The sequence below is a fragment of the Indibacter alkaliphilus LW1 genome, from assembly GCF_000295935.2.
Classification (GTDB): domain Bacteria; phylum Bacteroidota; class Bacteroidia; order Cytophagales; family Cyclobacteriaceae; genus Indibacter; species Indibacter alkaliphilus.
The window spans coordinates 55,545-82,301 of sequence record NZ_ALWO02000023.1; the positions used below are offsets into that span (position 1 = coordinate 55,545).

Consider the following 26,757-nt stretch of genomic DNA (forward strand, 5'->3'; position numbering starts at 1 on the left):
ATATCTTAGGCAACCGCAACATTTACAGCCTCTACTTTAATGATTTCGGGGATATCCCTTTTGATTGCCTCCTCAACTCCCGCCTTTAAGGTCATAGTTGACATTGGGCAGGAACTACAAGTTCCTGTAAGTTCTAACTTCAAAACCTTCTCTTTGGTTATTTCTACTATCCTAACATTCCCTCCATCTGCTTCCAAATAGGGGCGGATGGTATCTAATGCTTTTTCTACTCTGTCTATCAATTCGACTTCCATATACTTAAATATTGACTTGAACTACCTCAGTTTTATTCTTTTCGGCATTCCTAATTGCCACTTGTCGGGCTACATTCTCGGCAAGTTCTGAAAATGCTTTTTCAGTCACTCCTTTTTTGAAAACTGCAGGGTAACCGGTATCACCACTTTCTCTAATGCTCTGAACTATAGGTATCTCGCCCAAGAATGGGACTTGATACTTTTCTGCAAGCCTTTGACCTCCTTCTTTTCCAAATAAATAATATTTGTTTTCTGGTAGCTCTTCTGGTGAAAAATAAGCCATATTTTCCACAACACCTAGCACTGGAACATTAATTTGTGGTTGCTTAAACATGGTCAACCCTTTTGTAGCATCCGCCAAAGCAACCTTTTGTGGAGTAGTCACTATAACCGCACCTGTTACAGGGATGGTCTGTACCATGGTCAGGTGAATGTCCGAAGTGCCTGGAGGTAAATCGATTAGCAGGTAATCCAACTCGCCCCAATCCACATCCCCAATGAATTGTTTTAGTGCAGAACTTGCCATAGGTCCTCTCCATACAACTGCTGATTCCGCAGGCGTAAGAAAGCCGATAGACATTAATTTTACTCCATATTGTTCTATAGGAAGGATGATATTTTTACCATCTACCTGCTTTACTGTAGGTTGCTCGGACTCTACATTAAACATGGTAGGGATACTAGGACCGGAAATATCTGCATCAATAAGTCCTACTTTTGCTCCGGTATTGGCTAAAGCCACAGCAAGATTACTGGCTGTGGTGGATTTCCCAACCCCACCTTTTCCGGAAGCTATAGCAATAATATTTTTAACCTTAGGCAAAAGGGGCCCCTCATTTCTTGCAGTGGTCACATTGGAAGTCATGAAAATGTCCAATTCCACTTCCTTGCCAAAACTTTCTTCCAAAGCTTCTATACAATTGTTTTTGATGACTTCCTTCAGCGGACACGCAGGAGTGGTCAATACAACTTTGAAGCTTATCTTTCCTTCACTTATTTCTAAGCCCTGTATCATACCTAAAGTTACCAAGTCTTTTTTCAAATCGGGATCTTCTACCTTGGATAGGGCTTCTAATACACTTTCTTTATTTATGGACATTTTTTTAATCTTGAATGCGGCGCAATTTAATTGAATAATGTTCTAAATGAAAAGCGCTCGATGGAATATATAAATCTCATTCAAAGAACTTGCACCCCCTCAAAATAGTTTCCCACAAGTTTGATTCTATGTTTTGATTCAATACTTTTTATCTTTGGCACTTCAATCAATAAGGAATGGGAATCAGCCGGGCGACAACCGAAAAAGTCAAAGAAAGAGCAGATATTGAGGATGTAGTCAATGATTATGTGCCTTTGAAAAAAAAGGGGCAGAATCTTTGGGCTTGTTGTCCGTTTCATAATGAGAAGTCCCCTTCTTTTTCTGTTTCACCTGCAAAACAGATCTATAAATGCTTCGGCTGTGGAAAAGCAGGCGATCCTATACAGTTTGTAATGGATATTGAAGGTGTAGGCTTCAATGAAGCTATTCGTCATCTTGCCCAAAAGTATGGGATTGAAGTAGAAGAAGATAAGGAGCAGACCCCTGAGGCTGTCCAAGCTCATAATGAAAGAGAAAGTTTATATATAGCTCTTGGATATGCCCGTGATTTTTTTGTCAAAAGCCTTCATTCCGAGGAGGGAAAGTCTATTGGTCTTAGTTATTTTAAGGAACGTGGTTTTAACCAAAACATCATTGAAAAATTTGACCTTGGATATGCCTTGAATGGTTGGAGTCATTTACATGAGGCTGCTAAGGCTGATGGTTTTAGTGATGAGATATTGCTGAAATCAGGTCTGATTCTTCAAAAAGAAGGCGATCCACAAAGGCTGTATGATAGGTTTAGGGGGAGGGTGATTTTTACCATTCACAACCTAGGAGGCAAGCCTGTTGGTTTTGGTGCAAGAATTCTCACTCAGGACAAAAAGCAGCCTAAATACATCAACTCTCCTGAAACAGAAGTTTATCACAAGTCAGATATTCTTTATGGAATTTTTCAGGCCAAAAAATCAATCCGGGAAAAGGACAATTGCTATTTGGTAGAAGGCTACACAGATGTGATCTCCATGCATTTAGCTGGGATTGAAAATGTGGTTGCTTCTTCCGGTACTTCTTTGACTGAAAGTCAGATCAAGCTTATCAAAAGGTTTTCGGACAATATCACGGTTTTGTATGATGGAGATGCAGCCGGTATCAAAGCCTCTTTAAGAGGAATTGATATGATTTTGGAAGGAGGGCTGAATGTCAAGGCTGTGGTATTTCCAAACGGTGAAGATCCGGACAGTTATGCCAGAAAAGTAGGCTCTTCTGCTTTCAAAGATTATCTGGAGTCTAAAGCCCAGGATTTTATTTCTTTTAAAATCGGACTTTACGCGGAAGAAACCGCCAATGACCCCATCAAGCAAGCCAATCTGATCAAGGAGGTAGTCCAAAGCCTCGGGAAAATACCCGACCCTATTATCAGGACGGTATATATCAGAAAATCTGCTGACTTACTGGGTATTGATGAAGATATTATTCAAGCTGAATTGAATAAAATTTACTTGAAAGGTAAGAAGGATCAGTATTTCAAGGAACAGCAGCAGACTCAGGAAACACCCATTGAAGATTTATTAATTGCTTCAAAAGAACCTACTATTTCAGACAAGCTTCAGTTGCAGGAAAGGGAAATGCTTAGGCTTTTGGTAAATTATGGTTTTGAAAAAGTTTCTGATGAACTGCATGTTTGCGAATACCTACTCCAGGAAACGGAAGATTTGAAATTTGAAACTCCAGTTTACCAAAAAATCCTGAAGATGTACCAAGAGGCCTTATCACAGAATATTTTACCACAACCTGATTTCTTCCTTCATCATGACGATTCAGAAGTGAAAAAAGAAGCAATTAATTTGATTACCAGAAAATATGAGCTGTCTACATTATGGGAATCCAGGTTTCAGATTTTTACAAGTAATGAGGCTGATGACTTAGCCAAAACTGTTTACGACAGTATCCTTCATCTCAAGAAAAAAGTGGTCAAAAAATTAATGGAAGAAGCAAAAGTCAAAATAAAAGAAGTTGAGGAAGAAAATCTCACTGAGGATATTTTGAATGAGAGGCTTTCAGTTTACATGGAATTGAAAAATTATCAGGTGGAAATAGACAGGCAGCTTGGTATAGTCATCAGCTTCTGATGCAAACTTTAAATAGATTAGGGCTGTTTAACCTGAAAAAGAATGTAAATTTACGGCCTTTATAAACCCAGATTGATAAAAACACTTATGTCCCAAGACTTTAAATTAGACACCATAGAAGACGCCATAGAAGCCATCAAAAACGGAGAGGTAATCATTGTAGTAGATGATGAAGATCGTGAAAATGAAGGGGATTTTATATGTGCTGCCGAGAAAGTAACTCCGGAAATCATCAATTTTATGGCTACTCATGGAAGAGGCTTGATTTGTGCACCTCTTATAGAAGACAGATGTGAAAAACTTGGTTTGGAATTGATGGTAGGCAATAATACCGCAGCTTATGAGACCCCGTTTACTGTTTCTGTGGACTTGATAGGTCATGGTTGTACGACTGGGATTTCTGCCAGTGACAGGGCCAAGACAATCCGCGCACTGGTTGATGACAGCATCCATCCTGATGAATTGGGCAAGCCCGGACATATTTTCCCACTAAAAGCAAAAAGAGGTGGAGTTCTGAGAAGGGCAGGCCATACAGAGGCAGCTATTGATTTTGCAAGACTTGCAGGATTATCCCCAGCAGGTGTTTTGATCGAAATCATGAATGAAGATGGTACAATGGCCCGACTTCCTGATTTGGTCAAGGTTGCTGAAAGGTTTCAATTGAAATTGGTTTCGATAAAAGATTTGATTGCTTACAGGTTAAAAAATGAGTCTCTGATCAAAAGAGAAATTGGTGTGGAAATGCCAACTGATTTTGGGGATTTTGATTTGATCGCTTTTAGGCAAACAAACACAAATGATATTCACATGGCCTTGATCAAAGGAGAATGGAAAGAAGATGAGCCAGTCATGGTCAGGGTACATTCCTCCTGTATTACTGGAGATATTTTTGGATCCTGCCGATGCGATTGCGGCCCACAGCTTCACCGGGCTATGCAAATGGTAGAGGAAGAAGGAAAGGGAGTAGTATTGTATATGAACCAAGAGGGAAGGGGAATCGGCTTGATCAATAAGCTGAAAGCCTATAAGCTCCAAGAGCAGGGAATGGATACAGTTCAGGCCAATTTGGCTTTAGGTCAACCTATGGATAAAAGAGATTATGGTGTAGGTGCGCAGATTCTTAGGGATCTTGGTGTAAGCAAGCTCAGGTTGATCACCAATAACCCGACTAAAAGAGTCGGTCTTTTAGGATATGGTCTTGAAATCGTTGAACAATTACCAATCGAAATTACACCAAACCCGCATAATGAAAGATATTTGACTACAAAGAGGGATAAAATGGGTCACAGTATCTTAAAAAATAAATAAATCTGCTACAATTTACCCCAAGTCTTCAAGAAAGAGCCAAACACATCAACATATTTAAGTTTTGATTCGTTAACTTGAATAGGAATCAATATCTAGTTTGTATGAAAAAATTAGGCCTTCTATATATTAATTTGTTTTTGATTAGTCTTGGTGTTATGGCTCAGGGTGGGCAATTCCCTTCCCAAGTTTGGCACAAAGGACAGATCCAGTTAAATTCCGGTACCGTCTATCAAGGTATGGTCAAGTACGACTTAGAAAACAACCTTGTACAGTTACAAAATCAGGGAATAGAAACTTTCAGCTCTTCCAATGTTCAACAATTTGAAATTTTTGACGAACAATATGGTGGAATCAGAACATTTTACACCCTTCCTTTTCCATTGACCGGGGATTATGAAACTCCCGTATTTTTCGAAATTCTCACGGAAGGGGAAGATGCTATATTATTGTGCAGGGAGCAGATCGTGATAGACAACAGAGGTATGGGGTATGGTCCTATGGCTATGAACCCACTTTGGGGTCCGCAAATGGGTGGTGCTTACAAATTGGCCTTTAATTTTTATTTTATAAAAGATGGCAGGATTTATAAATATTCCCAAAAGAAAAAAGAATTGCTGGATATCTTAGGAGATAGAGCAGATGAAGTTGACTTATTTATGAGAAAAAACAGACTTTCTCATGACAAAAGAGGGGATCTTCTGAGGATTACGGCTTATTATAACCAAATCAAATAATTTTTATGTCAAAAAAACCATTGATTTTAGTTTCGAATGATGATGGAATCACTTCGAAGGGAATACGAGTGTTAGTCAATGTTATGAAAAAACTGGGGGAGGTAATTGTTGTTGCTCCTGACAGTCCACAATCAGGAATGGGACATGCCATTACAATAGGTGAAACGCTGAGACTCTATGAAGAAGATATTTTTGACGATGTAAAAGCTTATAAGTCAAGTGGTACGCCTGCAGATTGTGTTAAATTGGCCAAGCATTATGTATTGAAAGACAGAACTCCTGACCTTGTTGTATCAGGCATCAACCATGGCAGCAATACTTCTATATCTGTGCTGTATTCAGGAACTATGTCAGCTGCAATTGAAGGAGCTCTCGAAGGCTTACCATCTGTTGGTTTTAGCCTTTGCGATTATTCTTCTAAAGCAGATTTCAGTCACACAGAAGAATACGTTTACAAAATCTGTAAGCAGGTCTTGGAAAATGGTATTTCAAAAGGAGTCGCGCTCAATGTTAACTTTCCTCCGAAAAGAAATGAGTCTATCAAAGGGATAAAAGTTTGTAGACAAGCGCATGCCAAATGGCAGGAAGAATTCTCTGAAAGGTTTGATCCGAATGGGAGAAAGTATTTTTGGATGGCTGGAAACTTTGTGAATTTTGACAAAGGAGAGGATAATGATGAATGGGCAATCGCGAATAACTATGTATCCATAGTTCCTTGTCAATATGACCTGACGGCCCATCATGCCATCAAACAATTGAATGAAGATTGGGATTGGCCCCAGCTTGAAAAGTAGTAGCAGGTAACACCCCTTTCTAATTTGGAAGGGGTGTTATTTTTTCAATGGATTTAGCTTATCCTATGAATAGCTTTTTATCAATAAGTTATAAAAGCAAAATCAATTTTAATTTAGCCTTAGCATTAGTTTTTTAGCAGGAATTTAAATTAATTGAGTGATAATTTAGTGTAGGAATCCCAGTGAAATTCTCGTAAATATTTAATTGCCGTTTGTTCTGTCCAATTTGTATTTTGATTAAAAAGCATAAATCGATAAGAAACAAAAAATCACAGAGTTCATCAAAAATTTAATTAATCCGTGTTTTAATCAATATTTCTGATTGTTCCTTTTTAACAATGAAACACCTTACAATTTCAATTTGTCTGTTTTTTATTTTTCCCTTGAGTTTGCTTGCTCAAGATAGCAAAATTGACAGTTTAGAAACAGCTCTCTTCAATAGCACAAATCGAGGTGAAGAGTTGGATTTGCTTAACAAACTTACTTTTGAACTAAGAGAAAAAGATATACCAAGAGCCATAGAATTAGCAGAGAGGGCCGAAGCTCTTGCTATAGATATACGAGACAGCTTACAATTGGCCAGAGCCAAAGGCAATCTTGGCTGGATAAATTACAGGCTAGGTGTATGGGATAAGGCTTTTCGGTATTCTAGGGATGCTTATATGATTGGCATAGGGCAAAATGATCAGAGGGAATTGGCGATGACCTTGAATAATCTTGGAGCTCTGTATTACCAACAAAGGAATTATAATGAAGCAATTAGGAAATTTAAAGAAGCATATGAAATAGGACTGAAACTAGAAGATCCATTTATCATCATCAGAAGCCTGAACAATATCGCCTTGAATTACAGCAAGACTGAGCGTCTTGATTCAGCACTGCATTATGCCAAAGAAGCATTAAGACAAAATGAAGCAGCAGGATCGATTTATTTCACAAGTTTTACAAATAGGGTAATCGGTGATGTGTATTTGGCAAAAGGCGAGGTCAAAGAAGCAATTGAGATCTATGAATATTCCTTAGAGGCAGCCTCCCACCAAAAACTGCAGTCATTTGAGGCTTCTATTCTTCATAGACTCGGTAAAGCTTATTTCAAAGATGGTAATCCCGATAAAGCAATCAGTATCCTGGAAAGGGGAAAGGAGATATCGAAAGAAAATGGTTTTCAGGACGAGTTAGCTCAAACATTGAAGAACTTAGCAGAAGCTTATGACTATATTGGAAATGTTCCTTTGGCTTTTGAAAACTTTAAATTATTTATAGAAATAAATGATTCCCTGGATGAGAAGGCTGATAAAGATAGGTTGGCTTTGATCCAGGGAATGTTTGAAGTGGAAAAATCTGATGCAGAAGTAAAGTACTTAAAATCTGAAAATAAACTTCAGGAATTAAGAATTCGTAATTTTAGGCTTTTGTTTTTTATTCTAATTATCAGCGCATTGCTGCTTGGGAGTTTACTCATTTGGCTTTATATGATGAATAAAAAGACAAAGGCTATCAATAAAGATTTGTTTGAAAAACAAGAAAAAGTAAACCAGCAAAAAGCAAAACTTGAATTACAGTCAAAGGAACTGAATAACTCCAATAAGCTGAAAAACAAGCTTTTTTCAATCCTTGGACATGATCTGAAGTCTCCTGTGTCCCAGCTTCAAAGTGTACTTGGTCTAGTCAATAATCAGGAGTTGTCCAGGGAGGAATTTTCCACCATCTCTCATATTCTAAAAAGAAATGTGGATAGTCTCTACATGGTTTTGGACAATATTCTATCCTGGTCCAAATCTCAAATGGAAAGTTTTAAAGTTCAGCTTAGCCCAACCAAATTAGAAGCAACTTTGAACCCCTGTATTGAACTTCTTCAAACACAGGCTCTAGCGAAAGAACTGACAATACACACTGATTTGGAAAGTGACGTCAAAGTATGGGCTGATCAGGATCTGCTTCAGGTGATTTTGAGAAATATCTTAAGCAATGCTATCAAGTTTTCAAAAAAAGGCTCCAAAATCGATATCAAATCTTTTTCAGAAGGGAATCAGGTTATTTTGGAAATCAGGGATTATGGGATTGGAATGCCTGCAAAAATCCTTGAATCCTTCGGTTCTGAACAATTTTCCATTCTCGAATCCAGACCTGGTACTGAGAAAGAAAAGGGAACTGGGCTGGGTCTGAATATCTCAAAAGAGTTTATTGTGTTGATGGATGGGGATTTGATCTTCAGCAGTCAAAAGGGAAAAGGAACAAGTGCAAAAATAAAGCTGAAGAAAGTACAGGTTATATCAGAAATAAAAGTATAAAGCACTGTCTGTAAGTGTTAATATAAATTCTTGAAGTTTATATACTATATTGAAGATCTTTAAATTTAAAGGCTATGAATCTTCTAACAAAATCACAGAAGCAGATCAGGGTTTTTATATCTATGCTGGTTTTAGTCAGCGTAAGCTTTTTTGCTTGCCAAGATGCAATAGTTGAAGAACAATTGGTCGTGGATTCGCATGCAGAACAATTGGAAAGCATTAATGCTGAGCCTATCCCAGAGCAGTATATTGTGGTATACAATGAGTCATCCTTGAATTTCAGAATTGATCCTGCAGATTATGAGGGTGGGTATGAATTGCTTAGAAAGGAGACAGATTTATTGTTGAGAACGCATGCAATTCATTCAGATTCTGTGAAGCAGATATTTGCTTTGGGATTAAATGGTTTTGTGGTCAAAATGTCTGCTGAATCAAAGGATAAATTACAGGCTGATCCCAAAGTCAGGAAGATTGTTCAAGACAAGGTAAGGTTCCTCAGTGTAATGCAGGGAAATAGACCCATAAGAGATCAAAATATACCGGAAGTTGAAAATACCCAAACTATACCTTGGGGGGTCAGTAGAGTAGGGGGGCCTTTTGACTATAAGGGAACCAGAAAAGTATGGGTAATTGATACTGGGATAGATCTGAATCACCCGGATTTGAATGTGGACACTAGGCATGGTTTTGATGCTTATAATCCTAGGAGGGATTGGAATTTTGATGACGAACATGGTCATGGGACCCATGTGGCCGGAACAATCGGTGCTTTGAATAATCATTTCGGAGTAGTTGGAGTTGCAGCTGGAGTACCTGTTGTTCCTGTGAAAGTGTTTTTTGGACCCAATGCTCAAGCAACTGATTCAGGAATTTTGGCAGGAGTAGAGTATGTAGGCAAAATGGGACGTCCTGGCGATGTGGCAAATTTGAGCTTTGGGTGGCAGGATGAAGAATACACTTTACTGGATGAAGCGGTCTTGCAGATCTCAGAAAGAAAGAAAATTTGGATGGTTATTGCTTCAGGTAATTCCAGGCTTCCGGGAAATACATTTACGCCGGCAAGGGTAAATGGGAATTATACGATAACCGTTTCGGCAATTGATCAGGCAGATAGATTGGCTTGGTTTTCCCATTTCGGATATCCTATTAAATTTGGTGCTCCTGGCGTGAATGTGTTCTCTACCTGGAGAGGAGGAGCTTATAGAAATTCAGCCGGAACTTCAATGGCAGCACCACATATTGCAGGGCTTCGGGTATTTGGAAGTTTAGAAACTGACGGTTATGTCAAAAATTATCCTATTGACTATTTGGATCCTATTGCTATCAGAACCAGGGGTGCTGAAGGAATGGGATACATCAAACCTTAAATCAGATTGACAAAGCGCTGATCAATAAAATAATCGGCTGATAAGGTTTTTTCAATTAAACCAAGCTCTTTTAAAATTGACATTGTTTCTACCAGCATTGACCTATTGATTTCAGAGGAATTTTGCCATTCTGTTTGTTGGATCCAAGCACTGATATCTTCTTGACTAACTCCATATTTATCACTGATTAAGGGAATTGAATTTGGGTCAGCCTTGACCTTTGAAGATTTTTGGTACACCATTTCGATCAAGGTTTTAATTTCTTCAGGGTGATTTTCTAAAACTTCAGGTCTGGCAGCAATTACAAAACATGGCCAAGGGGTGGGAACTTCTCCAATTCTTTTGAAAAGTCCCAAGTCAACCAATGGCTTGGTTGTGAATTTTTCCCAAAGAAAAATTTTTGGAATACTGCTTTGAAAAGATTTTTTTGCACCATCCAGATTCCCAATAACTTCGAAACTCAGATTTTGTGTATCCCAGCCTTCTCTTTTTGCCAATAGAAAAGCCATCAAATGTGAACCAGATCCAAAACGGCTTATTAAAAACGGGGCGTTTTTAAGCTCTTCAAGTTGATTTATTTTACTTTTTCCAGATACGTGGATTCCCCAATTCAGCGGACTTGCAACATGAAGTCCCACAATACGCGAAGGATTGCCTTCAATTTTATCTTTGACAAAGCTTTCTGTAAGAACTATAGCAAGATCGGTAGTTTCCTCTCTCAAAGCTTTGTTCATTGCTCCTGAACCTTTGGATTCATCCTGCCATTGCAACTCTAGCTCTTTGTCTAAGAAAGGTTGGCTTTTGATAATCTCTACCCATGGGAAATTGAAATGCTCTGGAACTCCTGTTATTGTTATTTTATCCATAATCTCTGTGAATTGTCAAAAAACAAAAATACCGTATATTTTCATACACGGTACCATTCAAGACTTCTATTTGTCGTAGTTCTATCCATCGTGTGTAGCTTGTCTATTTGTAATCAAAAGATTGCTAAGGCCTGCCAGGATCAAGGATGTTCCTGCCAAAACCATGGTAAATACCACCTCTTCTCCAAAGAGCAACTTGTACATAAAGTTGATTCCCCCCAAGGCTGCAATAATCTGGGGAATGACTATAAACATATTGAAAATCCCCATGTAAACCCCCATTTGTTTGGGATTGACTGAGCTTGAAAGCATGGCATAAGGCATAGATAGGATACTTGCCCAAGAAATTCCCACAAGTGCAAAGCAGATGTGCAACATCCAGGGTTCTTGTATGAAATAAATCAGAATAAAGCCGGATCCACCTGCAAATAAGCTGAGCATGTGAACCAGTTTCCTGTTGATTTTCACTTTACTGGTGATAAAAGCTAAAATCAGTGCGAAAAACATGGAGACAAGCCCATAAGTCCCTAGGTAGTTTCCAACACTGTCTGCAGCGTCATTGTATGCAGCAGAACTCGTATCAGTAGCCCCAAAAATGTGCTCGGTAATGGCCGGAGTAGCAAAACTCCACATGGTAAAGAATGCAAACCAGGAAAAGAACTGTACCACACCCAGCTGCTTCATGACCGTTGGCATACTTGCGATGTTTTGGAATATTTCTTTGAAGCCATTGAAGAAACCTTTGCTTTCCTCGTTTTTTCTCCTGAATTCTTCCAGATCTTCTGGAGGGTACTCGTCCGTTGTCAGGATAGTGTAGAGAATAGATGCAAATAAGACAACAGCTCCGATTGCAAAAGCAAATTTTACAGAGTCAGGAATCACTCCAGGCTCAGCAGTGTTGGGAATGCCTATTTGAGTCATAAACCAAGGCAAATTACTCGCAATCCAGGTTCCGACTCCGATAATCAAAGTTTGTACAACAAAGCCATAGGACCGCTGACTGTCAGGGAGCTTATCCGCTACCAAAGCTCTAAAAGGCTCCATAGAGATATTGATTGAAGCATCAAGTACCCATAGTGCCCCTGCCGCCATCCACAAGGCACTGGAATAAGGTGCGAAAAATAGGGCAATTGTACTTAAAACAGCTCCAATGAGAAAATAGGGTCTCCTTCTCCCGAATTTCACATGCCAGGTTCTATCACTCAGGTACCCCACTATTGGTTGGACGATTAATCCAGTCAGGGGTGCTGCGATCCAGAGTAAAGGAATTGCATCTTTATCAGCTCCAAGGGTTTGAAAAATCCTGGACATGAATCCACCCTGCAAGGCAAATCCAAATTGTATTCCAAGAAATCCAAAACTCATATTCCAGATTTGCCAAAAACTTAATCTTGGCTTGTCATCTTTTACTTGCATTATTTTGGGTTGGTTGTTTTGATGAGGGGATTAAGTAAATCTTAACTCAAAGGCTTCTTTAACATGGTCAAAAGTAAATGTAGCTACACTTTTACTTTCATGGAAGTCATGAAGATTGTCTGGTAATGGGTCAAATTCGGTAAGCCTATCCAAAAAAGCCACATTTTCTTTTTGTGATTCTATAGAATTCTTATCCAAATGTAAAGCTTCAGCATCAAATCCATGGCAGTAGACCTTCACTCTGAAATATCCACTTGAATATATTCCCTCAGGCTTTTCAAACTTCAATGTCAAGGAGTCACTGTCCCAAATGATGTTTCTTTTGAATATATCACCTTCAAGATACTCATAACTGCATCCGTCATCTTCATAATGCAGATAGTTATGCTGTCCTTCTCCCTTGTATATATGCAATCTGAGTATGCCATCATTTTTTTCTCCTGTATTATAAATTTGAGATTGAAGGGCTAAGATAGACCCAGCTTTGACATAAACCGGTAAATAGGAGGTAGGGCAATCCTGAAAAATCACCTGATTCCCTTTGTGTAGTCTGGAGTCATACAAATAATACCAGTCACCTTCCGGCAAATAGACTTTGGTGATTTCTTTAGTGCTCTCTACCGGAGCGATCAATAGCCGGTCGCAGAAAATATATTCATTTTGGAAAGCAGAATCATAGATAATATGGTCATGGGCATAATCAATTGCAAGACTTTTTGAAATTGGCAACCCATCCAAACTGCTTTGATAAAAGCTACTGTATAAGGTAGGTAATAGTCTATATCTCAGTTTCATATAATTTCTTGAGATCTCCTCCACCTCCTCCCCAAAACTCCAAGGTTCAGCATCATTGGAATTGATCATGGAGTGCGCCCTGTAAAAAGGCGAAAATGTAGCTATACTCATCCATCTGGCAAATAGGGCTTTACTGGCTTCTCCAGCAAATCCTCCCACATCATATCCTGCAAAAGAGACACCACTTAATCCAAGACTATTGACAAGTCTAACGCCAGCAAGCATATGGTCTTCTGTAGCAACGTTGTCACCAGTCCAAGCCGCCGCAAATCTTTGTATACCAGAATATCCCGACCTGGTTAAAATAAAAGGTCTTTCCTCGGGAGATTGCAATTTACTGCCTTCATAGGCACTCCTTGCCATTTGAAAACCATAAATATTTCTAGCCTTTCGGTGACTGACCTCTTCACCCTCATAAGAAAAATCGATTAAGTTAGGAGTATGTTGTCCCCATGAGGCAGGTTCATTCATGTCCGTCCAATATCCATCCACACCTGCATCTTTATAAAACTGCATTTTTTCGGCCCACCATTCCCTTGTTTCCGATTTGGTAAAATCAGGAAATGCGCACCAACCAGGCCAAACCTGACCTTCATAGACCAATCCATCAGGATATTTAACAAAAAGATCTTTTTCCATTCCCTCATCAAATGGAAGATAGCCGTTTTCAGTTTTGATCCCCGGATCCATTATTACAACTACTTTAAAGCCTTTTTCTTTCAATCTCTTGATCATTGATTTTGCATCGGGAAACTTTTCCTGATCAAAAGTGAAGACCTTGTATTTTTCCATATGATGGATATCCAGGTAGATTACATCTGCCGGCATTTTTTTATCACGAAATGTTTGGGCCAAAGTCAAAACCTCTGATTCCGGATAATAAGAGTATCTACATTGCTGATATCCCAATGACCAAAGGGGAGGAATTTCCATTTTCCCAGTCAGGTCGGTATAGGCAGAAATGATTCCCGAGACAGAATCATCGAAGAAAAAATAGTAATCCAAATCTCCGTCCTCTGCTGAAAAATATACAAATCGGTTTGTAGATGCACCGAAGTTAAAAACAGTTTTGTGAGTGTTGTCAAAAAAGATTCCGTAGGATAATTTATTGTGTAATCCAATATAGAAAGGAATTGACATATAAAGTGGGTCATCATTTACCCCATAGGCAAAGTAATCGGTATTCCAGTTAGTATAAGCATTTCCTGCCCTATTTAGACCACCTGTCTTTTCTCCGAGACCAATAAATTTTTCGTTTTCCTGAACTGTTTTGTAGTTACTTACCTCAGTACCAAGCCAAGAAACAGCAAATCCTGCGTCGTCTTTATTAATGACCTGATCATCCAATGTATAATAAGTGATTGTAAAGGGGCTTAAACCAAGCTCGAGTTTCAACTTATCAGTTTGCAATACTACCGAACTTTCATATTCCTTGATACTGAAATCTACAGTTTGAGGATCTTGAATGACAGTGTAAGGATTGGGAGAAAAATAAGTCTCTTTGCTGACCTGTACTCTGATGGTATCTTCCCGGTAGACTGTTAATTTAAAATTAGCTACGGCAGTGTTACCGCTAATTCCAAACTCTTCTTTTTTCCAAAACTTAACATCGCCTATAGGAAGGTTTCGATTGGATTGTTTACTCTTGGTCAATGTGGTCATTTTAATAACTCTTAAGGAATATGCAAACACAGTTTTATTGGAGCTGTGACCAAGCTAATTTAGAAAGTTAAACTTTAGTAAAAAATGCCTGTATCCTCTTTAAAAGGCATTTGAGGTGTGTAAAATAATGGCTTAAGCCCTAAATTAATCTTATGAACGCTATTCAAACGTTTGCACAAAAAGTCAGATTTTTTTTTAAAAAAATCTATTTAGAGCCTAACTGATGACTTTCTTACCAATAATTCAGTGTCCAAAACCACATGAACCGGTTCTTTTTTGTAGTCATTTTTATTGTTTATCATATCCAGTAACATGGTCGTTGCTTTTTCACCAATATTAAAACCGGGTTGGGAAACCGTTGAAAGGGGAGGGTCTATCATGGATGAAAACTGCCAATTGGAATATCCCACGACTCCCACATCTTCAGGTATTTTCAATCCAATGGACTTTAAGGCCATCATTGCACCAGCACCCACAATATCATGGTGTGCAAAAATGGCATCTGGTCTGTTGTCGACATCTTCGAATAATTTTATAGTGACATCGAAGCTTTCCTTTTCTGTTCCGCTGGGACATTCTACAATCAGGTTTTCATTGACAGAAATTCCTGCATCTTCCAAGGCTTGGATATAACCCTCTCTTCTTTTCTTACTGATGGTAAGGTTTTTGGGTCCTGCTAGATGGACAATTTTTTTGTAGCCCTGTGAAATAAGATGGGTTACGGCCTGATAGGCACCATCATAATCATTGACAGTTACATTGATGGAATTGGGGAGGTCGGGTAATCGATCAAAAAATACTATAGGAAATTCCAATTTCATCAATTTGCTGAAATGTTCAAAATCAGTTGTTTCCTTGGAATAGCTCACCAATAAGCCATCAATTTGATTGGATAGCATGGTTTCGATACTGCTTTTTTCCCTATCCAACCTTTCATTGGTCTGACATAGAATCACATTGTACCCGTTGGCAAATGCGATTTCCTCTATTCCGCTAATGACAGTGGAAAAGAAAAAATGTACGACTTCCGGAATAATGACTCCGATAGTAAAAGACTTGCTTTTTCTAAGGCTAAGTGCAACTGCATTTGGTCTGTAGTTTAATTTATCAGCCAATTCTTTGACCTTTCTTTTGGTTTCATCGCTGATACCGGGGTAGTCTTTGAGTGCCCTTGAAACAGTGGAAGATGACACATTTAGCTCTTTGGCAATGTCCTTGATTGTTGCTTGTCCTAGTTTCATGAAAATTATCTTATTCTAATATTTTAAATATAGTTGATTTTAGGTCAAGTCAAGTAGACACCTATCAAAATTTTTAAAGAAACAATGATAATTAAAATCAGCTTAGGTAATATTCACCAAAAAATTATTTTGTGTGCAAACGTTTGCGGTGACGTTTGCATTGTCAAATCATTAATTTTTCTTTTTGAACAGCTTGTAAATGCATTGTTAATTCTATAATATTTCAATGAGTTTAATTTAAATATGAAGAATATTGATAGTATGCTTACAGGATAATTTTAAATATTTAAATATTAATTATAATTAAATCACACAATTTGCAACAATAAATACCAAAACAATTATGAGAGTACTTTCTAAATTTCTAGGGTTGGCTTTAGCGCTACCTTTGCTGTGGTCCTGCGGTGAGATGGATATGCCACCCATTGTACAGCAAACCCCTTCCACCATTACAAGTCCTTCTGAAGGTTCAAGCATTGTCCTTGACCAGGCTGAATCTGAGGATATGTTAGTTTTTGAGGTATCACAGGCCAATTTTGGAACCAGTGGTGAGGTTACTTATTCGATTGAATTAGATGCTCCGGGAAATAATTTTGCCAGTCCTGTAGCAGTAGGATCTTCCACAACCACTACTGTGGAAGTGAAAGTAGGAGAGTTGAACAGAAGAGTTTTGGCTGAAGGCCTTCAAGCTGGAACCTCTGGTCCTATAGAATTTAGAGTGAGAGCTATCATTGACCGTTCTCTCAGGGATATTGTGGGCAGTCCGGTTACTATCAATGTTACTCCTTATTTGGATGCAGTGGATTTTCCTGCGCTTAGGGTACCAGGTGACTATCAAAGCTGGAATCCTGGAAATGACAATACCGTTTTGTTTTCTCCGGAAGCCAATGAAGTATATGAAGGATTTGTACATATTTTAGGTGGTTCGGGTGAATTCAAATTCATCACGGGTCCTGAGTGGGATGAATTTCCGGACTTCGGTATGGCCTCTGAAGGAGTACTATCAGAAGGGGGAGACAATATTAAAATTCCTGGTGAATTTGGAACATACAGAGTTGTCGCTGATTTGAACAACCTAACTTATGAGCTTGAGAGAATAGGTATATGGGGTATTATTGGAAGCGCAACTGCTGGTGGTTGGGATACTGAAACACCAATGACTTTTGATGCTGCTGAGAATATTCTGAAAATTACAGCAGACTTGGTAGAAGGTGAAATGAAATTCAGAACCAATACTTGGGACCAAAATTATGGAGGCAGTGATGATGAAGGAGTAGCGGGTTTTGATGGACCTAATATTGTTATTCCTGCAGATGGAACATACACTATTACTTTGGACTTCAAAACTCCAGGAAGTGTATTGTACACAGTAGAAATGAATTAATCTGAATCAATGGAGAAAGAAAAAGTACCGGACATGTTTCGGTACTTTTTTATTTTATTCCCAACCCTATTTAAGAATTAAGTTTATATTTGATAAAGGTCAATTTATCAATCTTTTACCCCTTACATGATCAACATGAAGTATTATTATAAGCTCTTTTCTGCTTTCACCTTTTTTTTGCTGGGACTTAGTCAGGTAAGTGCGCAAGTGACCACAGTTCCTGCATTTCCTAGAGCAGACCAAAATATCAAAATCATTTATGATGCCAGTCAAGGTACTACCGGTTTGCAAGATGCTGCTGCAGTGTATGTCCATATTGGAGCAGTACTGGCAGGTCCAAACTCAAGCACTTGGGCCAATGTTCCTTTTCAATGGGGAACAGACAATCCTGATGCCCTCATGACCAAAGTAGAAGGTGAAGATACACTTTGGGAATGGGAGGTTACACCCAATGATTTTTTTGATTTGGAGGAAGAGCAAATCATTTACAGGTTGGGTTTGGTATTTAGAAACGCTGATGGGACTAGAGAAGGGAAAACAGACACAAACGGAGATTTTTTTATTGATTTAAGCCAAGGGTTTCAGGTAATTTTCACCTCTCCAGCCGCGTCTTCTGTGATTTTAGGAATAGGAGAAACGCAAGAAATCAAAATTGTATCCTCTGAAGCTGCTTCGCTTTCACTTTCAGTGAATGGTTCACAGGTTGCTACAGCTAGCAGTGCTTCTGAATTGGAATATACATTTACGGCAGCTTCAGAAGGTACATTCAATGTAGAAGCGAAAGCAATTCAAAATGATGAAGAGAGTACTTCCAATTTGACGATTTCGGTAGTTGGGGCTAGTCCACAATTGCCTCTTCCGAGCGGAGCAATCAAAGGAATCAATTACATCTCTGATACTGAAGTGATTTTGGTTCTTGAGGCTCCGGGAAAAAGAAATGCTTTCGTCATAGGAGATTTTAATGATTGGGAAATTCTAGGAGATTTTCAAATGAATCAAACACCTGATGGGGAAATGTTTTGGTTTAAGCTTGAGAATTTAATTCCTGGAGAAGAATATATATTTCAGTATTTAGTGGACGGGGTACTCAGAATTGGAGACCCTTATGCAGACAAAGTATCGGATCCTTTTCATGATAATGAAATTATTCAGCAAAACAGGTATCCTGATCTTAAGCCCTATCCTGATGGGAAGACGGAGTTTCAAGCAACTTTCTTACAAACAGCTCAAGAGCCATACGAATGGAAATATTTGGATTACAATAAGCCTGATCCTGAAGAATTGGTGGTTTATGAGCTTTTGGTCAGGGACTTTGATGATAGAAGAACCTTCAAAGCAGTAATAGAAAGACTTGATTACCTGAAGGATTTAGGGATCAATGCCCTAGAATTGATGCCTATAAAAGAATTTGAAGGCAATCTTTCTTGGGGTTATAATCCTTCTTTCTTTTTTGCTGTTGACAAGTTTTATGGGACAAAAAATGACCTGAAGGAACTCATCGATGAAGCCCACAAAAGGGATATGGTAGTCTTATTGGATATGGTTTTGAATCATGCCTTTGGTCAAAATCCATTTGTGAGGTTGTACAATGACGGTGACTATGGAGCACCTACCGAAGACAATCCATGGCTCAATAGGGTGGCAAAGCATCCTTTCAATGTAGGGTATGATTTCAATCATGAAAGCACCTACACACAGGCATTTGTAGATACAGTAAACAACTATTGGTTAACCGAATATAAATTTGATGGCTATAGATTTGACCTGAGTAAAGGTTTTACACAGTTCAACTCCGGTAATGATGTAGGACTTTGGAGTCAGAGAGACGAGTCAAGAATTGCGATTTGGAAAAATATCTATGATAATATCAAAGAAAGACATCCTGACTCTTATGTTATCCTAGAGCACTTTTCAGACAATTCAGAAGAAACAGAGTTGGCCAATTACGGGATGATGTTTTGGGGTAACCTGAATTCTGATTTTAGAGAAATTGCCAAGGGCGGGAACAGAAATTTTGACTGGGGATATTATCAAACAAGGGGCTGGGCAAAGAATCACCTCATCAGCTATATGGAAAGCCATGATGAGGAAAGAACCATGTGGGAGTCTTTGACTTCAGGTCAGACTTCACCGGTCAATATAAGAGAGCTTAAAAATGCCGTAAACAGGAATCAGTTGATGGCTGCATTTTTCTTCAGTATTCCTGGCCCAAAAATGCTTTGGCAGTTTGAAGAGTTTGGGTATGACCTGGAGCTGAATAATGACAGATTGGGAATCAAACCAACCCGGTGGAATTATTTGGATGATCCAGAGAGATTAAGGCTTTACAGATTGTATAAAGCAATGATCAAGCTTAAAAATGAGCACAAGGCCTTCAATAAACCTGAGAATGCAACCCTTGCGCTCAATCAACCGGTAAAGTCCATCAGACTTTCAGATGGAGATTTTCATGTGGTCTTGTTCGGCAACTTTGGGCTCAATACAGCAAATAATGCTTCATTGACGTTTCCAAGATCCGGGAAATGGTATAATTTTTTTACAGGTGAAGAAATAGAAGTGACAGGCAATTCAAGAACTTTCAGGTTGAGACCAAATGAGTTTTTACTATTTACTTCCGAACCTTTAGAAACACCGGAAGGTGATATTCTGATGGAGGAGCTTATCACGAATATTGATGTAGAGGAACCGGATTTGTCAGGCTTCAAAGTTTTTCCTGTGCCGGCAAAAACCGAGCTAAATGTTAGCTTTCCAAAAGACGTTAATCAATTTAATTACAGGATAATAGATGTAAAAGGAACCGTGTTGAGTGAAGGGACTCATTTGGCAGGGAATGACAATTTACAGGTTGATATAAGGGAATTTAAGGCAGGTCTTTATATCTTTGAAGTCTTTGATAGCCGGCAGGTTCTCAAAAAGAGATTTATCAAACATTAATCAACCTTATTAAAAAACAATCATGAAATTCAAACCAGGAGTAAAATACGGTGAAGAGCTCAAAGACCTATTGGACTATGCAAAAGAAAGTGAGTTTGCGATGCCAGCTGTTAATGTCATCAATACCAGTACAATAAATGGTGTTCTTGAAACAGCCAAAAAAGTCAACTCACCTGTAATTGTTCAATTCTCAAACGGAGGAGGACAGTTTTATGCAGGCAAAGGACTGAGCAATGAAAATCAAAAAGCCGCTATTGCAGGTACAGTTTCCGGTGCGCTTCATGTACATCAGATGGCAGAAGCTTATGGTGTACCGGTGATTTTGCATACTGACCACTGTGCCAAAAAACTACTCCCTTGGATTGATGGAGTTTTTGAAGAAGGCAGAGCATATTTTGCAGCTAATAAAAAGCCTTTATTCAGTTCCCATATGTTGGATCTTTCCGAAGAGCCGGTAAAGGAAAACATTGAAATTTCTGTTGATTATTTCAAAAAGTTCAATGAACTGGGAATGGCCATTGAAATAGAATTAGGTATTACTGGAGGAGAAGAAGATGGTGTAGACAATACGGATGTAGATAGCTCTAAGCTTTATACTCAACCAGAAGAAGTAGCCTATGCTTATGAGCATCTTAAGCAGGTAGGAGATCTCTTTACAGTTGCCGCATCCTTCGGTAATGTACATGGTGTGTATAAGCCGGGAAATGTAAGTTTGAAACCCACCATATTGAGAGATTCCCAGGAGTATATTTCCAAAAAATTCAATACTGGAGATAAGCCGGTTTATTTTGTTTTCCATGGTGGCTCAGGTTCTTCAAAAGAAGAGATAAGAGAAGCTAATGGATATGGCTCTATCAAAATGAATATTGATACAGATCAACAATGGGCATTCTGGGAAGGAGTCAAAGATTATTATCAATCAAAAGAAGCGTACCTACAGACCCAACTTGGAAATCCTGAAGGCGATGACAGTCCAAATAAAAAATACTACGATCCAAGAGTATGGTTGAGAAAAGGTGAAGAAAGCTTTATCAAGAGGCTGGAGCTTGCTTTTGACATGCTCAATGCAGTAAATAGAAATTAATTTCATACTTATATTTTGGAGGAAAAAGTCACTGACAGGTGACTTTTTCTTTTTAAAAGAAGCATTTAAAATGAGAAAAAATATCTACCTCTTTATTTATTTGATTTTGTTGATTTCAGTTGCATGCTCTGGCACAAAAGAAGGCGAATTGGAAAATTACTGGCCCAATGCTGGTATAACCTATGAAATTTTTATCCAATCTTTTTATGATTCAAATGGAGATGGAATCGGAGATATTAAAGGTGTAACCAAAAAGCTGGAACATGTCAAAGAACTGGGAGCAAATGCCATCTGGTTTATGCCAGTGATGCCATCACCCAGCTATCACAAGTATGATGTTACTGATTATTTGGACATTCATCCTGACTATGGGACCTTGGAAGATTTCAAAGAGATGATCCAAGCGGCCCACGATAAAGATATCAAAATCGTGATTGATATGATTATCAATCATACTTCTAATGAGCATCCCTGGTTTTTGGAATCCCAAAAGAGCAGAGATAACCCTTACAGAGATTATTATGTATGGGCTCAAAAGGATACTATTGCCGATTACATCAATAAAAAGACTATCACGCTGGATTCTGACAATATTCAGCAATGGCATGACCCTGGATTCGGTGAAGATTACTATTATGGGTTTTTCTATGGAGGTATGCCTGACTTAAATTTTGATAACCCGAAGGTGAGAGAGGAAATCTATGAAATTGGAAGATTTTGGCTTGAAGAAGTAGGTGTTGATGGTTTTAGACTTGATGCTGCAAAACATATTTTTCCGGATGATAGACCGGAAGATAACCATGCCTTTTGGAAAGAATTCCGAGAAAAAATGGAAGAGATCAAACCGGATGTTTATTTGGTGGGAGAGGTCTACGATATGAAAGAAATCGTAGCTCCATATTTACCTGGTTTACCTGCACTTTTCAATTTCGATTTTCACTATACCTTGTTGGAAAGTTATGAAAAAGAGGATGGAATGCTCTTAGCAAAAAAACAAAAAGAGATACTTGATTTTTATGATGAAATCACGGACGAGTTTATAGATGCTACCTTTTCTTCTAACCATGACCAGCCTAGGCTTTTAAACTCACTCAATGAAAATCCCAAGAAGTATAAGCAGGCAATCAATATCTTGATGAGTATGCCGGGTGCACCATACCTGTATTATGGAGAGGAAATAGGCATGTTGGGGAAAAAGCCCGATGAACATATCAGAGAGCCATTTTTATGGGATATTCAAGCCAATGATAAAGGAAGGGCTACTTGGATTGAACCTGAATATTCAATTGATGAAACGGTCACTCCTCTGGCCATTCAGAAATCTATGAGTACGAGTTTTTTCAATCATTACAAAGAAATAATCAAACTCAGGAATACAAATAGAGGGTTGGCTTTAGGCAAGCTTGAATTGTTTGAAGGTGATTTACCGACTCCTTTGATGGCATTTTACAGAAAGCATAAAAATCAAGATTTGCTCGTAATCCATAACTTAAGTGATGTTCATCAGAAATTAGTGATTCCTGATGATTACCAAGATGTCATTTATACTTTTGGAGGTACCACGGTTGATAATAATGAGCTTGACTTGCCTGCTTATTCAAGTATCATTTTTGAAAAATAGAATTTCACTGGATATCAAAACGAAAAAGAGGCCTTGGCCTCTTTTTCGTTTTGTGCTTTAAAGATGTAAATTGGATCAGGTAGAAAGGATTTTCGCAATTCTAAAGTCGTCTTCATCCACTTCCTTTTCTCCTAGGATCGCTTTAGCAATAGGGGTGTAGACAATTTTGTTATTGATTATTCCAGCCATTACATCATACTTCCCGTGTAGCAGGCCTTCCACGGCAGCTACTCCAAGTTTACTTGCGAGTACCCTGTCTAAAGAAGAAGGTGCGCCACCTCTCTGCAAGTGGCCTAAAATGGTGACTTTGATATCATAATAGGGGAGTTGCTTTTTGATTTTTTCTGCTATTTCTGCAGCACCGCCACTTTTTCCTCCTTCTGCTACAATCACGATATTGGAGGTTTTCATTGCTTTGGTTCTTGCCTTTAATCTTTCAATTAACCTTTCTATAGGCATTTTCTTTTCCGGAATCAATGTAGCTGCAGCAGCACTGCCTATTCCTGCATTGATTGCAATAAAACCGGCATCTCTTCCCATCACCTCCACAAAGAAAAGTCTGTCATGTGAAGTGGCAGTATCCCTGATTTTATCTATTGCCTGAATAGCTGTGTTGCAAGCAGTATCAAATCCAATAGTCATATCTGTCCCGGACAGGTCATTGTCAATAGTGCCGGGAACACCTACAGCAGGGATTCCATATTCTTTGTAAAAAAGGTGCGCTCCTGTAAGTGAACCGTCTCCACCTATCACTACCAAGGCATCAATACCATGCTTCTTTAGGTTGTCATAAGCTTTTTTTCGTCCTTCTTCGGTTCTGAACTCAGCACTTCTTGCTGATTTAAGAAAGGTTCCGCCTCTTTCGAGAACATGTGCAATATTTTTGGATTCCAGTTTCTTGATTTCATTTTGGATCATGCCTTCATATCCTCTGTAGACTCCAAACATTTCAAGATTGTAGTAAAATCCCGCTCTTACTGCAGCTCGGATCGCAGCATTCATGCCAGGGGCATCTCCCCCAGAAGTGAGGACAGCAATTCTTTTTATAGTCTTATTTTCCATCAAAGTCTTTTGTTAATTGTTCGAACATCAAGTTGGCTGCTGCTGGGTTTGTAGCAAGGGGAATATTGTGGACATCACATATCCTCATCAACATCTGAACATCTGGTTCGTGGGGGTGCTTGTCCAGAGGATCTCTGAAAAAGATCACCATGGCAAGCTCTTTGGTGGCGGCCATCGATGCAATTTGGGCATCTCCTCCCAATGGTCCGGAAAGCAGTTTTCTTACATTGAAGCCTGCTCTTTCAATATGGGAGCCTGTGGTTCCGGTAGCTACAAGCTCTATGTCTGCATGGTGTAATTGGCTTTTGTAACCGCTTAAAAAGTGCACCATATCTGCTTTTTTGCCATCGTGGGCAATGAGGGCGATTTTCATAGAAATGATTAATAGGTTTGAGGCTGTAAGTTATAAAATTTTCAGACTTACTTTTCGGGTCTTTCTTTATTAATTCATTAATTCTTCAATCAGAAATTACTCTTTTATAGAGATCAATGACATAAAATCCTTTAATATCAGTGAAAATTGGAAGTTTATTTTATAGAAACCAATAATCACATATAATTTTTATTATTTTGCTTCTAATTGTTCAACTAAAAATTTTAATCAGTTAACCTATGAGCTTAATCAAAGAATTTAAAGAATTTGCAGTCAAAGGCAATGTTGTTGATTTGGCTGTGGCCGTTATCATTGGGGGTGCTTTTGGTAAAATCGTCACTTCTTTTGTCAATGATATTGTCATGCCGCCTATTGGAATGGCATTGGGAGGAGTGGATTTTAAGGATTTGGCATTGGTACTCCGAGATGCTTACATCAGCGAGGGAGGCGAAGAAATGGCTCCTGTGCTCTTGAGCTATGGCAATTTTATCCAGAATGTTGTGGATTTTACGATCATCGCTTTTGTAATCTTCATGGCGATCAGGGCACTAAATAATATGAAGAAGAAAAAGGAAGAAGCTCCTGCTGCACCACCTGCTCCTCCTAAGTCCGAAGTACTTTTAGAAGAAATCAGAGATTTGTTGAAAAAGAAAGACTAACTTATTTATCGTTTTTATCAAACAGAAAAAGCAGCAAATAGCTGCTTTTTCTGTTTAATTATTTCTTTGCTGACCTCTGGATCTACCCTGATTCATTCTGTAGAGTTGCCTTGTAAACTGCCTGTTGACCTCATGCAGTTTTGCCGCCTGGGAAGGGCTGATCGTTTTTTGGACATCATCCATGAACTGCTTTTCCAAATTCAACATGTTTTGTTGGATTTCGAGCCTCTTCTTGATCAATTGCCCTGCATCTTGGTCTGAAATATCTGAATTGGCTTTTCTATTGATTTCAGACATGTCCTTCATCATGGAGTTTCTCTTTTCCTGATATTCATTAAATGCAGGCCAAAATTTCTCAGCTTGTTCCGGCTTTAGATCCAGTCGGTTTGTAATAAATGCGACTCTTGCTGATTCTAGTTTTTCTTTGTCATAAGTTCTCTCAGGTCTTTGGGCAAAAACCCCTAAAGTCATCAAGAAAACAAGTAATGTTAAGCTTATATTTTTCATAGAGTTTCTATTTTAAAACCAGGTTTCATCCCAATCATCCAAATCTATTTCTTCGTAAACACTCCACTCTTCGGCAAGGATCTCATCCAACAATTCGTCCGGGTTGTCCACCAAGGCCAAAATGTCTTCTGCTTTCCAAAAGTCCGACTCGATGTAAAATTCAATTTCTTCATCCATTAGGAATACCTGAAGACTCTGTTCATTGCTTTGCTCAAATGGAGTAATGAAATATATCAGTCCTATGACTAAGACAGCAGCTGCTGCATATTTGACAATATCTAGAAAAACTGTTTTCTTTTCATTTTGTGACCTTTCCAGAATCTTATCGGGTAACCCATCAAAATATCCTTCCGGAACTTTGAAAATGTCTCTTTTAGGAAATTTTTCTTTCATCAGATTATGGTTTTATTTGGGCAATTTTGGAAATCACTATCGATAACCTCTGTTATTGATTTCACTTTTTCCGGAAGCTTACGGTTCATGTATTTATTAGACAGTGGCCAGGGGCAATGGTTTATTTATCTTTCAATTCATTTTCAAGTTTCTTGACAGCATGATGGTAGCTGGCTTTTAATCCACCGACACTTGTATCGGTGATTTTACTGATTTCATCATAACTCAGATCTTCATAAAACCGAAGGTTGAAGACCAGTCTTTGTTTCTCAGGTAGAGTTAGCAGTGCTTTTTGTAATTTTCGTTCTATTTCGTCCCCGTCCAAAAGGGGAGAGGTATCAATTTGTTTTTTTAAAACCTCTTCATGATCTTCGATGCTGAAGAAGAATCTTCTTTTCCTCTTCTGAAGAAAATTCAGGCTTTCGTTGGTGGCAATTCTATAAAGCCATGTGAAAATGGAGGAATTGCCATTGAAATTCTGAAAATTTTTAAATGCTTTGATAAAGGTAATCTGAGTAATATCATCAGCGTCTTCATGATCTATCACCATTTTTCTTGCGATCCCATAGACTCTTTTTTGGTATAACTCAATCAATAGTCTATATCCCTTCTCTTTGGATTTGGGGTCTTGGATCAAATTTAAAAGTTCTAAATCACTCAATGATATCATCTGAGACTTTGACAAAGAGAAAAGGAATAAGTTTAAAGTATGTATGAAAGTTCTGAAAAATCACAGGAAATCTAAAACTTACTTCAGGATTAAATTTCCAGCCTAAAGTGCAAAAAAAAGCAGGGCACTAGG

General features: G+C 38.5%; 22 protein-coding genes. 11 read left to right on the forward strand and 11 right to left on the reverse strand.

Annotated features, from left to right (window positions below; all coding sequences use genetic code 11):
* Positions 1-5 precede the first annotated feature (5 nt).
* Positions 6-254 carry a NifU family protein gene (locus A33Q_RS04455; RefSeq protein WP_009032307.1) on the reverse strand — a complete coding sequence of 83 codons (249 nt, stop codon included), beginning with the start codon at positions 252-254 and terminating at the stop codon, positions 6-8.
* A 4-nt stretch (positions 255-258) separates the two neighbouring features.
* On the reverse strand, positions 259-1,353 hold the full coding sequence (locus tag A33Q_RS04460; RefSeq protein ID WP_009032308.1) for an Mrp/NBP35 family ATP-binding protein: 1,095 nt from the start codon (positions 1,351-1,353) through the stop codon (positions 259-261).
* A 176-nt stretch (positions 1,354-1,529) separates the two neighbouring features.
* Here A33Q_RS04460 and dnaG point away from each other — a divergent pair, with 176 nt between their 5' ends.
* The 6 genes from dnaG (at position 1,530) to A33Q_RS04490 (ending at position 9,958) form a co-directional block, all read left to right on the forward strand.
* Complete coding sequence (gene dnaG / locus A33Q_RS04465) at positions 1,530-3,464, forward strand: DNA primase (protein WP_009032309.1); 1,935 nt, start codon at positions 1,530-1,532, stop codon at positions 3,462-3,464.
* An 87-nt stretch (positions 3,465-3,551) separates the two neighbouring features.
* Entirely contained in the window at positions 3,552-4,772 is a 1,221-nt protein-coding gene (locus A33Q_RS04470) for a bifunctional 3,4-dihydroxy-2-butanone-4-phosphate synthase/GTP cyclohydrolase II (protein ID WP_009032310.1), read from the forward strand.
* 101 nt (positions 4,773-4,873) lie between these two features.
* A complete protein-coding gene (locus A33Q_RS04475; protein WP_009032311.1) occupies positions 4,874-5,506 on the forward strand; it encodes a hypothetical protein in 633 nt (210 codons plus the stop codon).
* 5 nt (positions 5,507-5,511) lie between these two features.
* Positions 5,512-6,300: a 5'/3'-nucleotidase SurE gene (gene surE, locus A33Q_RS04480; RefSeq protein ID WP_009032312.1), complete on the forward strand. Its 789-nt coding sequence runs from the start codon at positions 5,512-5,514 to the stop codon at positions 6,298-6,300.
* 338 nt (positions 6,301-6,638) lie between these two features.
* Positions 6,639-8,591 (forward strand): tetratricopeptide repeat-containing sensor histidine kinase, encoded by a 1,953-nt coding sequence (locus tag A33Q_RS04485; protein ID WP_009032313.1) that lies wholly within the window; start codon positions 6,639-6,641, stop codon positions 8,589-8,591.
* 74 nt (positions 8,592-8,665) lie between these two features.
* The gene (locus tag A33Q_RS04490) at positions 8,666-9,958 is read left to right on the forward strand and encodes a S8 family peptidase (RefSeq protein WP_009032314.1); all 1,293 of its coding nucleotides are present in this window, start codon (positions 8,666-8,668) and stop codon (positions 9,956-9,958) included.
* Here the strand turns inward: A33Q_RS04490 and A33Q_RS04495 are convergent.
* The 4 genes from A33Q_RS04495 to A33Q_RS04510 all read right to left on the reverse strand — a co-directional run bounded on the left by A33Q_RS04495 (position 9,955) and on the right by A33Q_RS04510 (position 15,938).
* On the reverse strand, positions 9,955-10,824 hold the full coding sequence (locus A33Q_RS04495; RefSeq protein ID WP_009032315.1) for a substrate-binding domain-containing protein: 870 nt from the start codon (positions 10,822-10,824) through the stop codon (positions 9,955-9,957). The two genes, A33Q_RS04490 and A33Q_RS04495, sit on opposite strands and share 4 nt — an antisense overlap.
* An 81-nt stretch (positions 10,825-10,905) precedes the next feature.
* Positions 10,906-12,240 carry an MFS transporter gene (locus tag A33Q_RS04500; RefSeq protein ID WP_009032316.1) on the reverse strand — a complete coding sequence of 445 codons (1,335 nt, stop codon included), beginning with the start codon at positions 12,238-12,240 and terminating at the stop codon, positions 10,906-10,908.
* A gap of 30 nt (positions 12,241-12,270) precedes the next feature.
* The gene (locus A33Q_RS04505; protein WP_016254663.1) at positions 12,271-14,697 is read right to left on the reverse strand and encodes a glycoside hydrolase family 31 protein; all 2,427 of its coding nucleotides are present in this window, start codon (positions 14,695-14,697) and stop codon (positions 12,271-12,273) included.
* Positions 14,698-14,906: 209 nt separating this feature from the next.
* On the reverse strand, positions 14,907-15,938 hold the full coding sequence (locus A33Q_RS04510; protein ID WP_009032318.1) for a LacI family DNA-binding transcriptional regulator: 1,032 nt from the start codon (positions 15,936-15,938) through the stop codon (positions 14,907-14,909).
* A gap of 343 nt (positions 15,939-16,281) precedes the next feature.
* Between A33Q_RS04510 and A33Q_RS04515 the strand changes: the two genes are divergently transcribed.
* The 4 genes from A33Q_RS04515 (at position 16,282) to A33Q_RS04530 (ending at position 22,961) form a co-directional block, all read left to right on the forward strand.
* On the forward strand, positions 16,282-17,322 hold the full coding sequence (locus tag A33Q_RS04515; protein ID WP_009032319.1) for a SusE domain-containing protein: 1,041 nt from the start codon (positions 16,282-16,284) through the stop codon (positions 17,320-17,322).
* 135 nt (positions 17,323-17,457) lie between these two features.
* Positions 17,458-20,256: an alpha-amylase family glycosyl hydrolase gene (locus A33Q_RS04520; protein WP_084328467.1), complete on the forward strand. Its 2,799-nt coding sequence runs from the start codon at positions 17,458-17,460 to the stop codon at positions 20,254-20,256.
* A 22-nt stretch (positions 20,257-20,278) separates the two neighbouring features.
* Positions 20,279-21,340, forward strand: a complete 1,062-nt coding sequence (gene fbaA / locus A33Q_RS04525; protein ID WP_009032321.1) for a class II fructose-bisphosphate aldolase — start codon at positions 20,279-20,281, stop codon at positions 21,338-21,340.
* A gap of 70 nt (positions 21,341-21,410) precedes the next feature.
* Positions 21,411-22,961 carry an alpha-amylase family glycosyl hydrolase gene (locus A33Q_RS04530; RefSeq protein ID WP_009032322.1) on the forward strand — a complete coding sequence of 517 codons (1,551 nt, stop codon included), beginning with the start codon at positions 21,411-21,413 and terminating at the stop codon, positions 22,959-22,961.
* A gap of 75 nt (positions 22,962-23,036) precedes the next feature.
* On the opposite strand, the gene pfkA is transcribed toward A33Q_RS04530, so the two are convergent.
* Both pfkA and A33Q_RS04540 read right to left on the reverse strand, forming a co-directional pair.
* Positions 23,037-24,023: a 6-phosphofructokinase gene (pfkA, locus tag A33Q_RS04535; RefSeq protein ID WP_009032323.1), complete on the reverse strand. Its 987-nt coding sequence runs from the start codon at positions 24,021-24,023 to the stop codon at positions 23,037-23,039.
* Positions 24,013-24,396: a methylglyoxal synthase gene (locus tag A33Q_RS04540; RefSeq protein ID WP_009032324.1), complete on the reverse strand. Its 384-nt coding sequence runs from the start codon at positions 24,394-24,396 to the stop codon at positions 24,013-24,015. Before A33Q_RS04540 ends, pfkA begins: the two co-directional genes overlap by 11 nt.
* A 239-nt stretch (positions 24,397-24,635) precedes the next feature.
* On the opposite strand from A33Q_RS04540, the gene mscL reads away from it, so the two are divergent.
* Positions 24,636-25,055, forward strand: coding sequence for a large-conductance mechanosensitive channel protein MscL (mscL, locus tag A33Q_RS04545; RefSeq protein WP_009032325.1), 420 nt, complete (start codon positions 24,636-24,638; stop codon positions 25,053-25,055).
* 54 nt (positions 25,056-25,109) lie between these two features.
* Here the strand turns inward: mscL and A33Q_RS04550 are convergent, their stop codons facing one another.
* The 3 genes from A33Q_RS04550 to A33Q_RS04560 form a co-directional block, all read right to left on the reverse strand.
* The gene (locus tag A33Q_RS04550) at positions 25,110-25,562 is read right to left on the reverse strand and encodes a Spy/CpxP family protein refolding chaperone (RefSeq protein ID WP_009032326.1); all 453 of its coding nucleotides are present in this window, start codon (positions 25,560-25,562) and stop codon (positions 25,110-25,112) included.
* Positions 25,563-25,574: 12 nt separating this feature from the next.
* Complete coding sequence (locus tag A33Q_RS04555) at positions 25,575-25,955, reverse strand: hypothetical protein (protein WP_009032327.1); 381 nt, start codon at positions 25,953-25,955, stop codon at positions 25,575-25,577.
* A 121-nt stretch (positions 25,956-26,076) separates the two neighbouring features.
* Positions 26,077-26,625 (reverse strand): RNA polymerase sigma factor, encoded by a 549-nt coding sequence (locus tag A33Q_RS04560; RefSeq protein WP_009032328.1) that lies wholly within the window; start codon positions 26,623-26,625, stop codon positions 26,077-26,079.
* Positions 26,626-26,757: the final 132 nt, after the last annotated feature.

Coding starts and splice junctions, on each gene's coding strand:
- A33Q_RS04550 (WP_009032326.1), bottom strand. CDS start 25,562: ATGAAAAATATAAGCTTAACATTACTTGTTTTCTTGATGACTTTAGGG.
- fbaA (WP_009032321.1), top strand. CDS start 20,279: ATGAAATTCAAACCAGGAGTAAAATACGGTGAAGAGCTCAAAGACCTA.
- mscL (WP_009032325.1), top strand. CDS start 24,636: ATGAGCTTAATCAAAGAATTTAAAGAATTTGCAGTCAAAGGCAATGTT.
- A33Q_RS04540 (WP_009032324.1), bottom strand. CDS start 24,396: ATGAAAATCGCCCTCATTGCCCACGATGGCAAAAAAGCAGATATGGTG.
- pfkA (WP_009032323.1), bottom strand. CDS start 24,023: ATGGAAAATAAGACTATAAAAAGAATTGCTGTCCTCACTTCTGGGGGA.
- A33Q_RS04500 (WP_009032316.1), bottom strand. CDS start 12,240: ATGCAAGTAAAAGATGACAAGCCAAGATTAAGTTTTTGGCAAATCTGG.
- A33Q_RS04515 (WP_009032319.1), top strand. CDS start 16,282: ATGAGAGTACTTTCTAAATTTCTAGGGTTGGCTTTAGCGCTACCTTTG.
- A33Q_RS04520 (WP_084328467.1), top strand. CDS start 17,458: ATGAAGTATTATTATAAGCTCTTTTCTGCTTTCACCTTTTTTTTGCTG.
- dnaG (WP_009032309.1), top strand. CDS start 1,530: ATGGGAATCAGCCGGGCGACAACCGAAAAAGTCAAAGAAAGAGCAGAT.
- A33Q_RS04460 (WP_009032308.1), bottom strand. CDS start 1,353: ATGTCCATAAATAAAGAAAGTGTATTAGAAGCCCTATCCAAGGTAGAA.
- surE (WP_009032312.1), top strand. CDS start 5,512: ATGTCAAAAAAACCATTGATTTTAGTTTCGAATGATGATGGAATCACT.
- A33Q_RS04530 (WP_009032322.1), top strand. CDS start 21,411: ATGAGAAAAAATATCTACCTCTTTATTTATTTGATTTTGTTGATTTCA.
- A33Q_RS04455 (WP_009032307.1), bottom strand. CDS start 254: ATGGAAGTCGAATTGATAGACAGAGTAGAAAAAGCATTAGATACCATC.
- A33Q_RS04490 (WP_009032314.1), top strand. CDS start 8,666: ATGAATCTTCTAACAAAATCACAGAAGCAGATCAGGGTTTTTATATCT.
- A33Q_RS04510 (WP_009032318.1), bottom strand. CDS start 15,938: ATGAAACTAGGACAAGCAACAATCAAGGACATTGCCAAAGAGCTAAAT.
- A33Q_RS04495 (WP_009032315.1), bottom strand. CDS start 10,824: ATGGATAAAATAACAATAACAGGAGTTCCAGAGCATTTCAATTTCCCA.
- A33Q_RS04560 (WP_009032328.1), bottom strand. CDS start 26,625: ATGATATCATTGAGTGATTTAGAACTTTTAAATTTGATCCAAGACCCC.
- A33Q_RS04555 (WP_009032327.1), bottom strand. CDS start 25,955: ATGAAAGAAAAATTTCCTAAAAGAGACATTTTCAAAGTTCCGGAAGGA.
- A33Q_RS04485 (WP_009032313.1), top strand. CDS start 6,639: ATGAAACACCTTACAATTTCAATTTGTCTGTTTTTTATTTTTCCCTTG.
- A33Q_RS04475 (WP_009032311.1), top strand. CDS start 4,874: ATGAAAAAATTAGGCCTTCTATATATTAATTTGTTTTTGATTAGTCTT.
- A33Q_RS04505 (WP_016254663.1), bottom strand. CDS start 14,697: ATGACCACATTGACCAAGAGTAAACAATCCAATCGAAACCTTCCTATA.
- A33Q_RS04470 (WP_009032310.1), top strand. CDS start 3,552: ATGTCCCAAGACTTTAAATTAGACACCATAGAAGACGCCATAGAAGCC.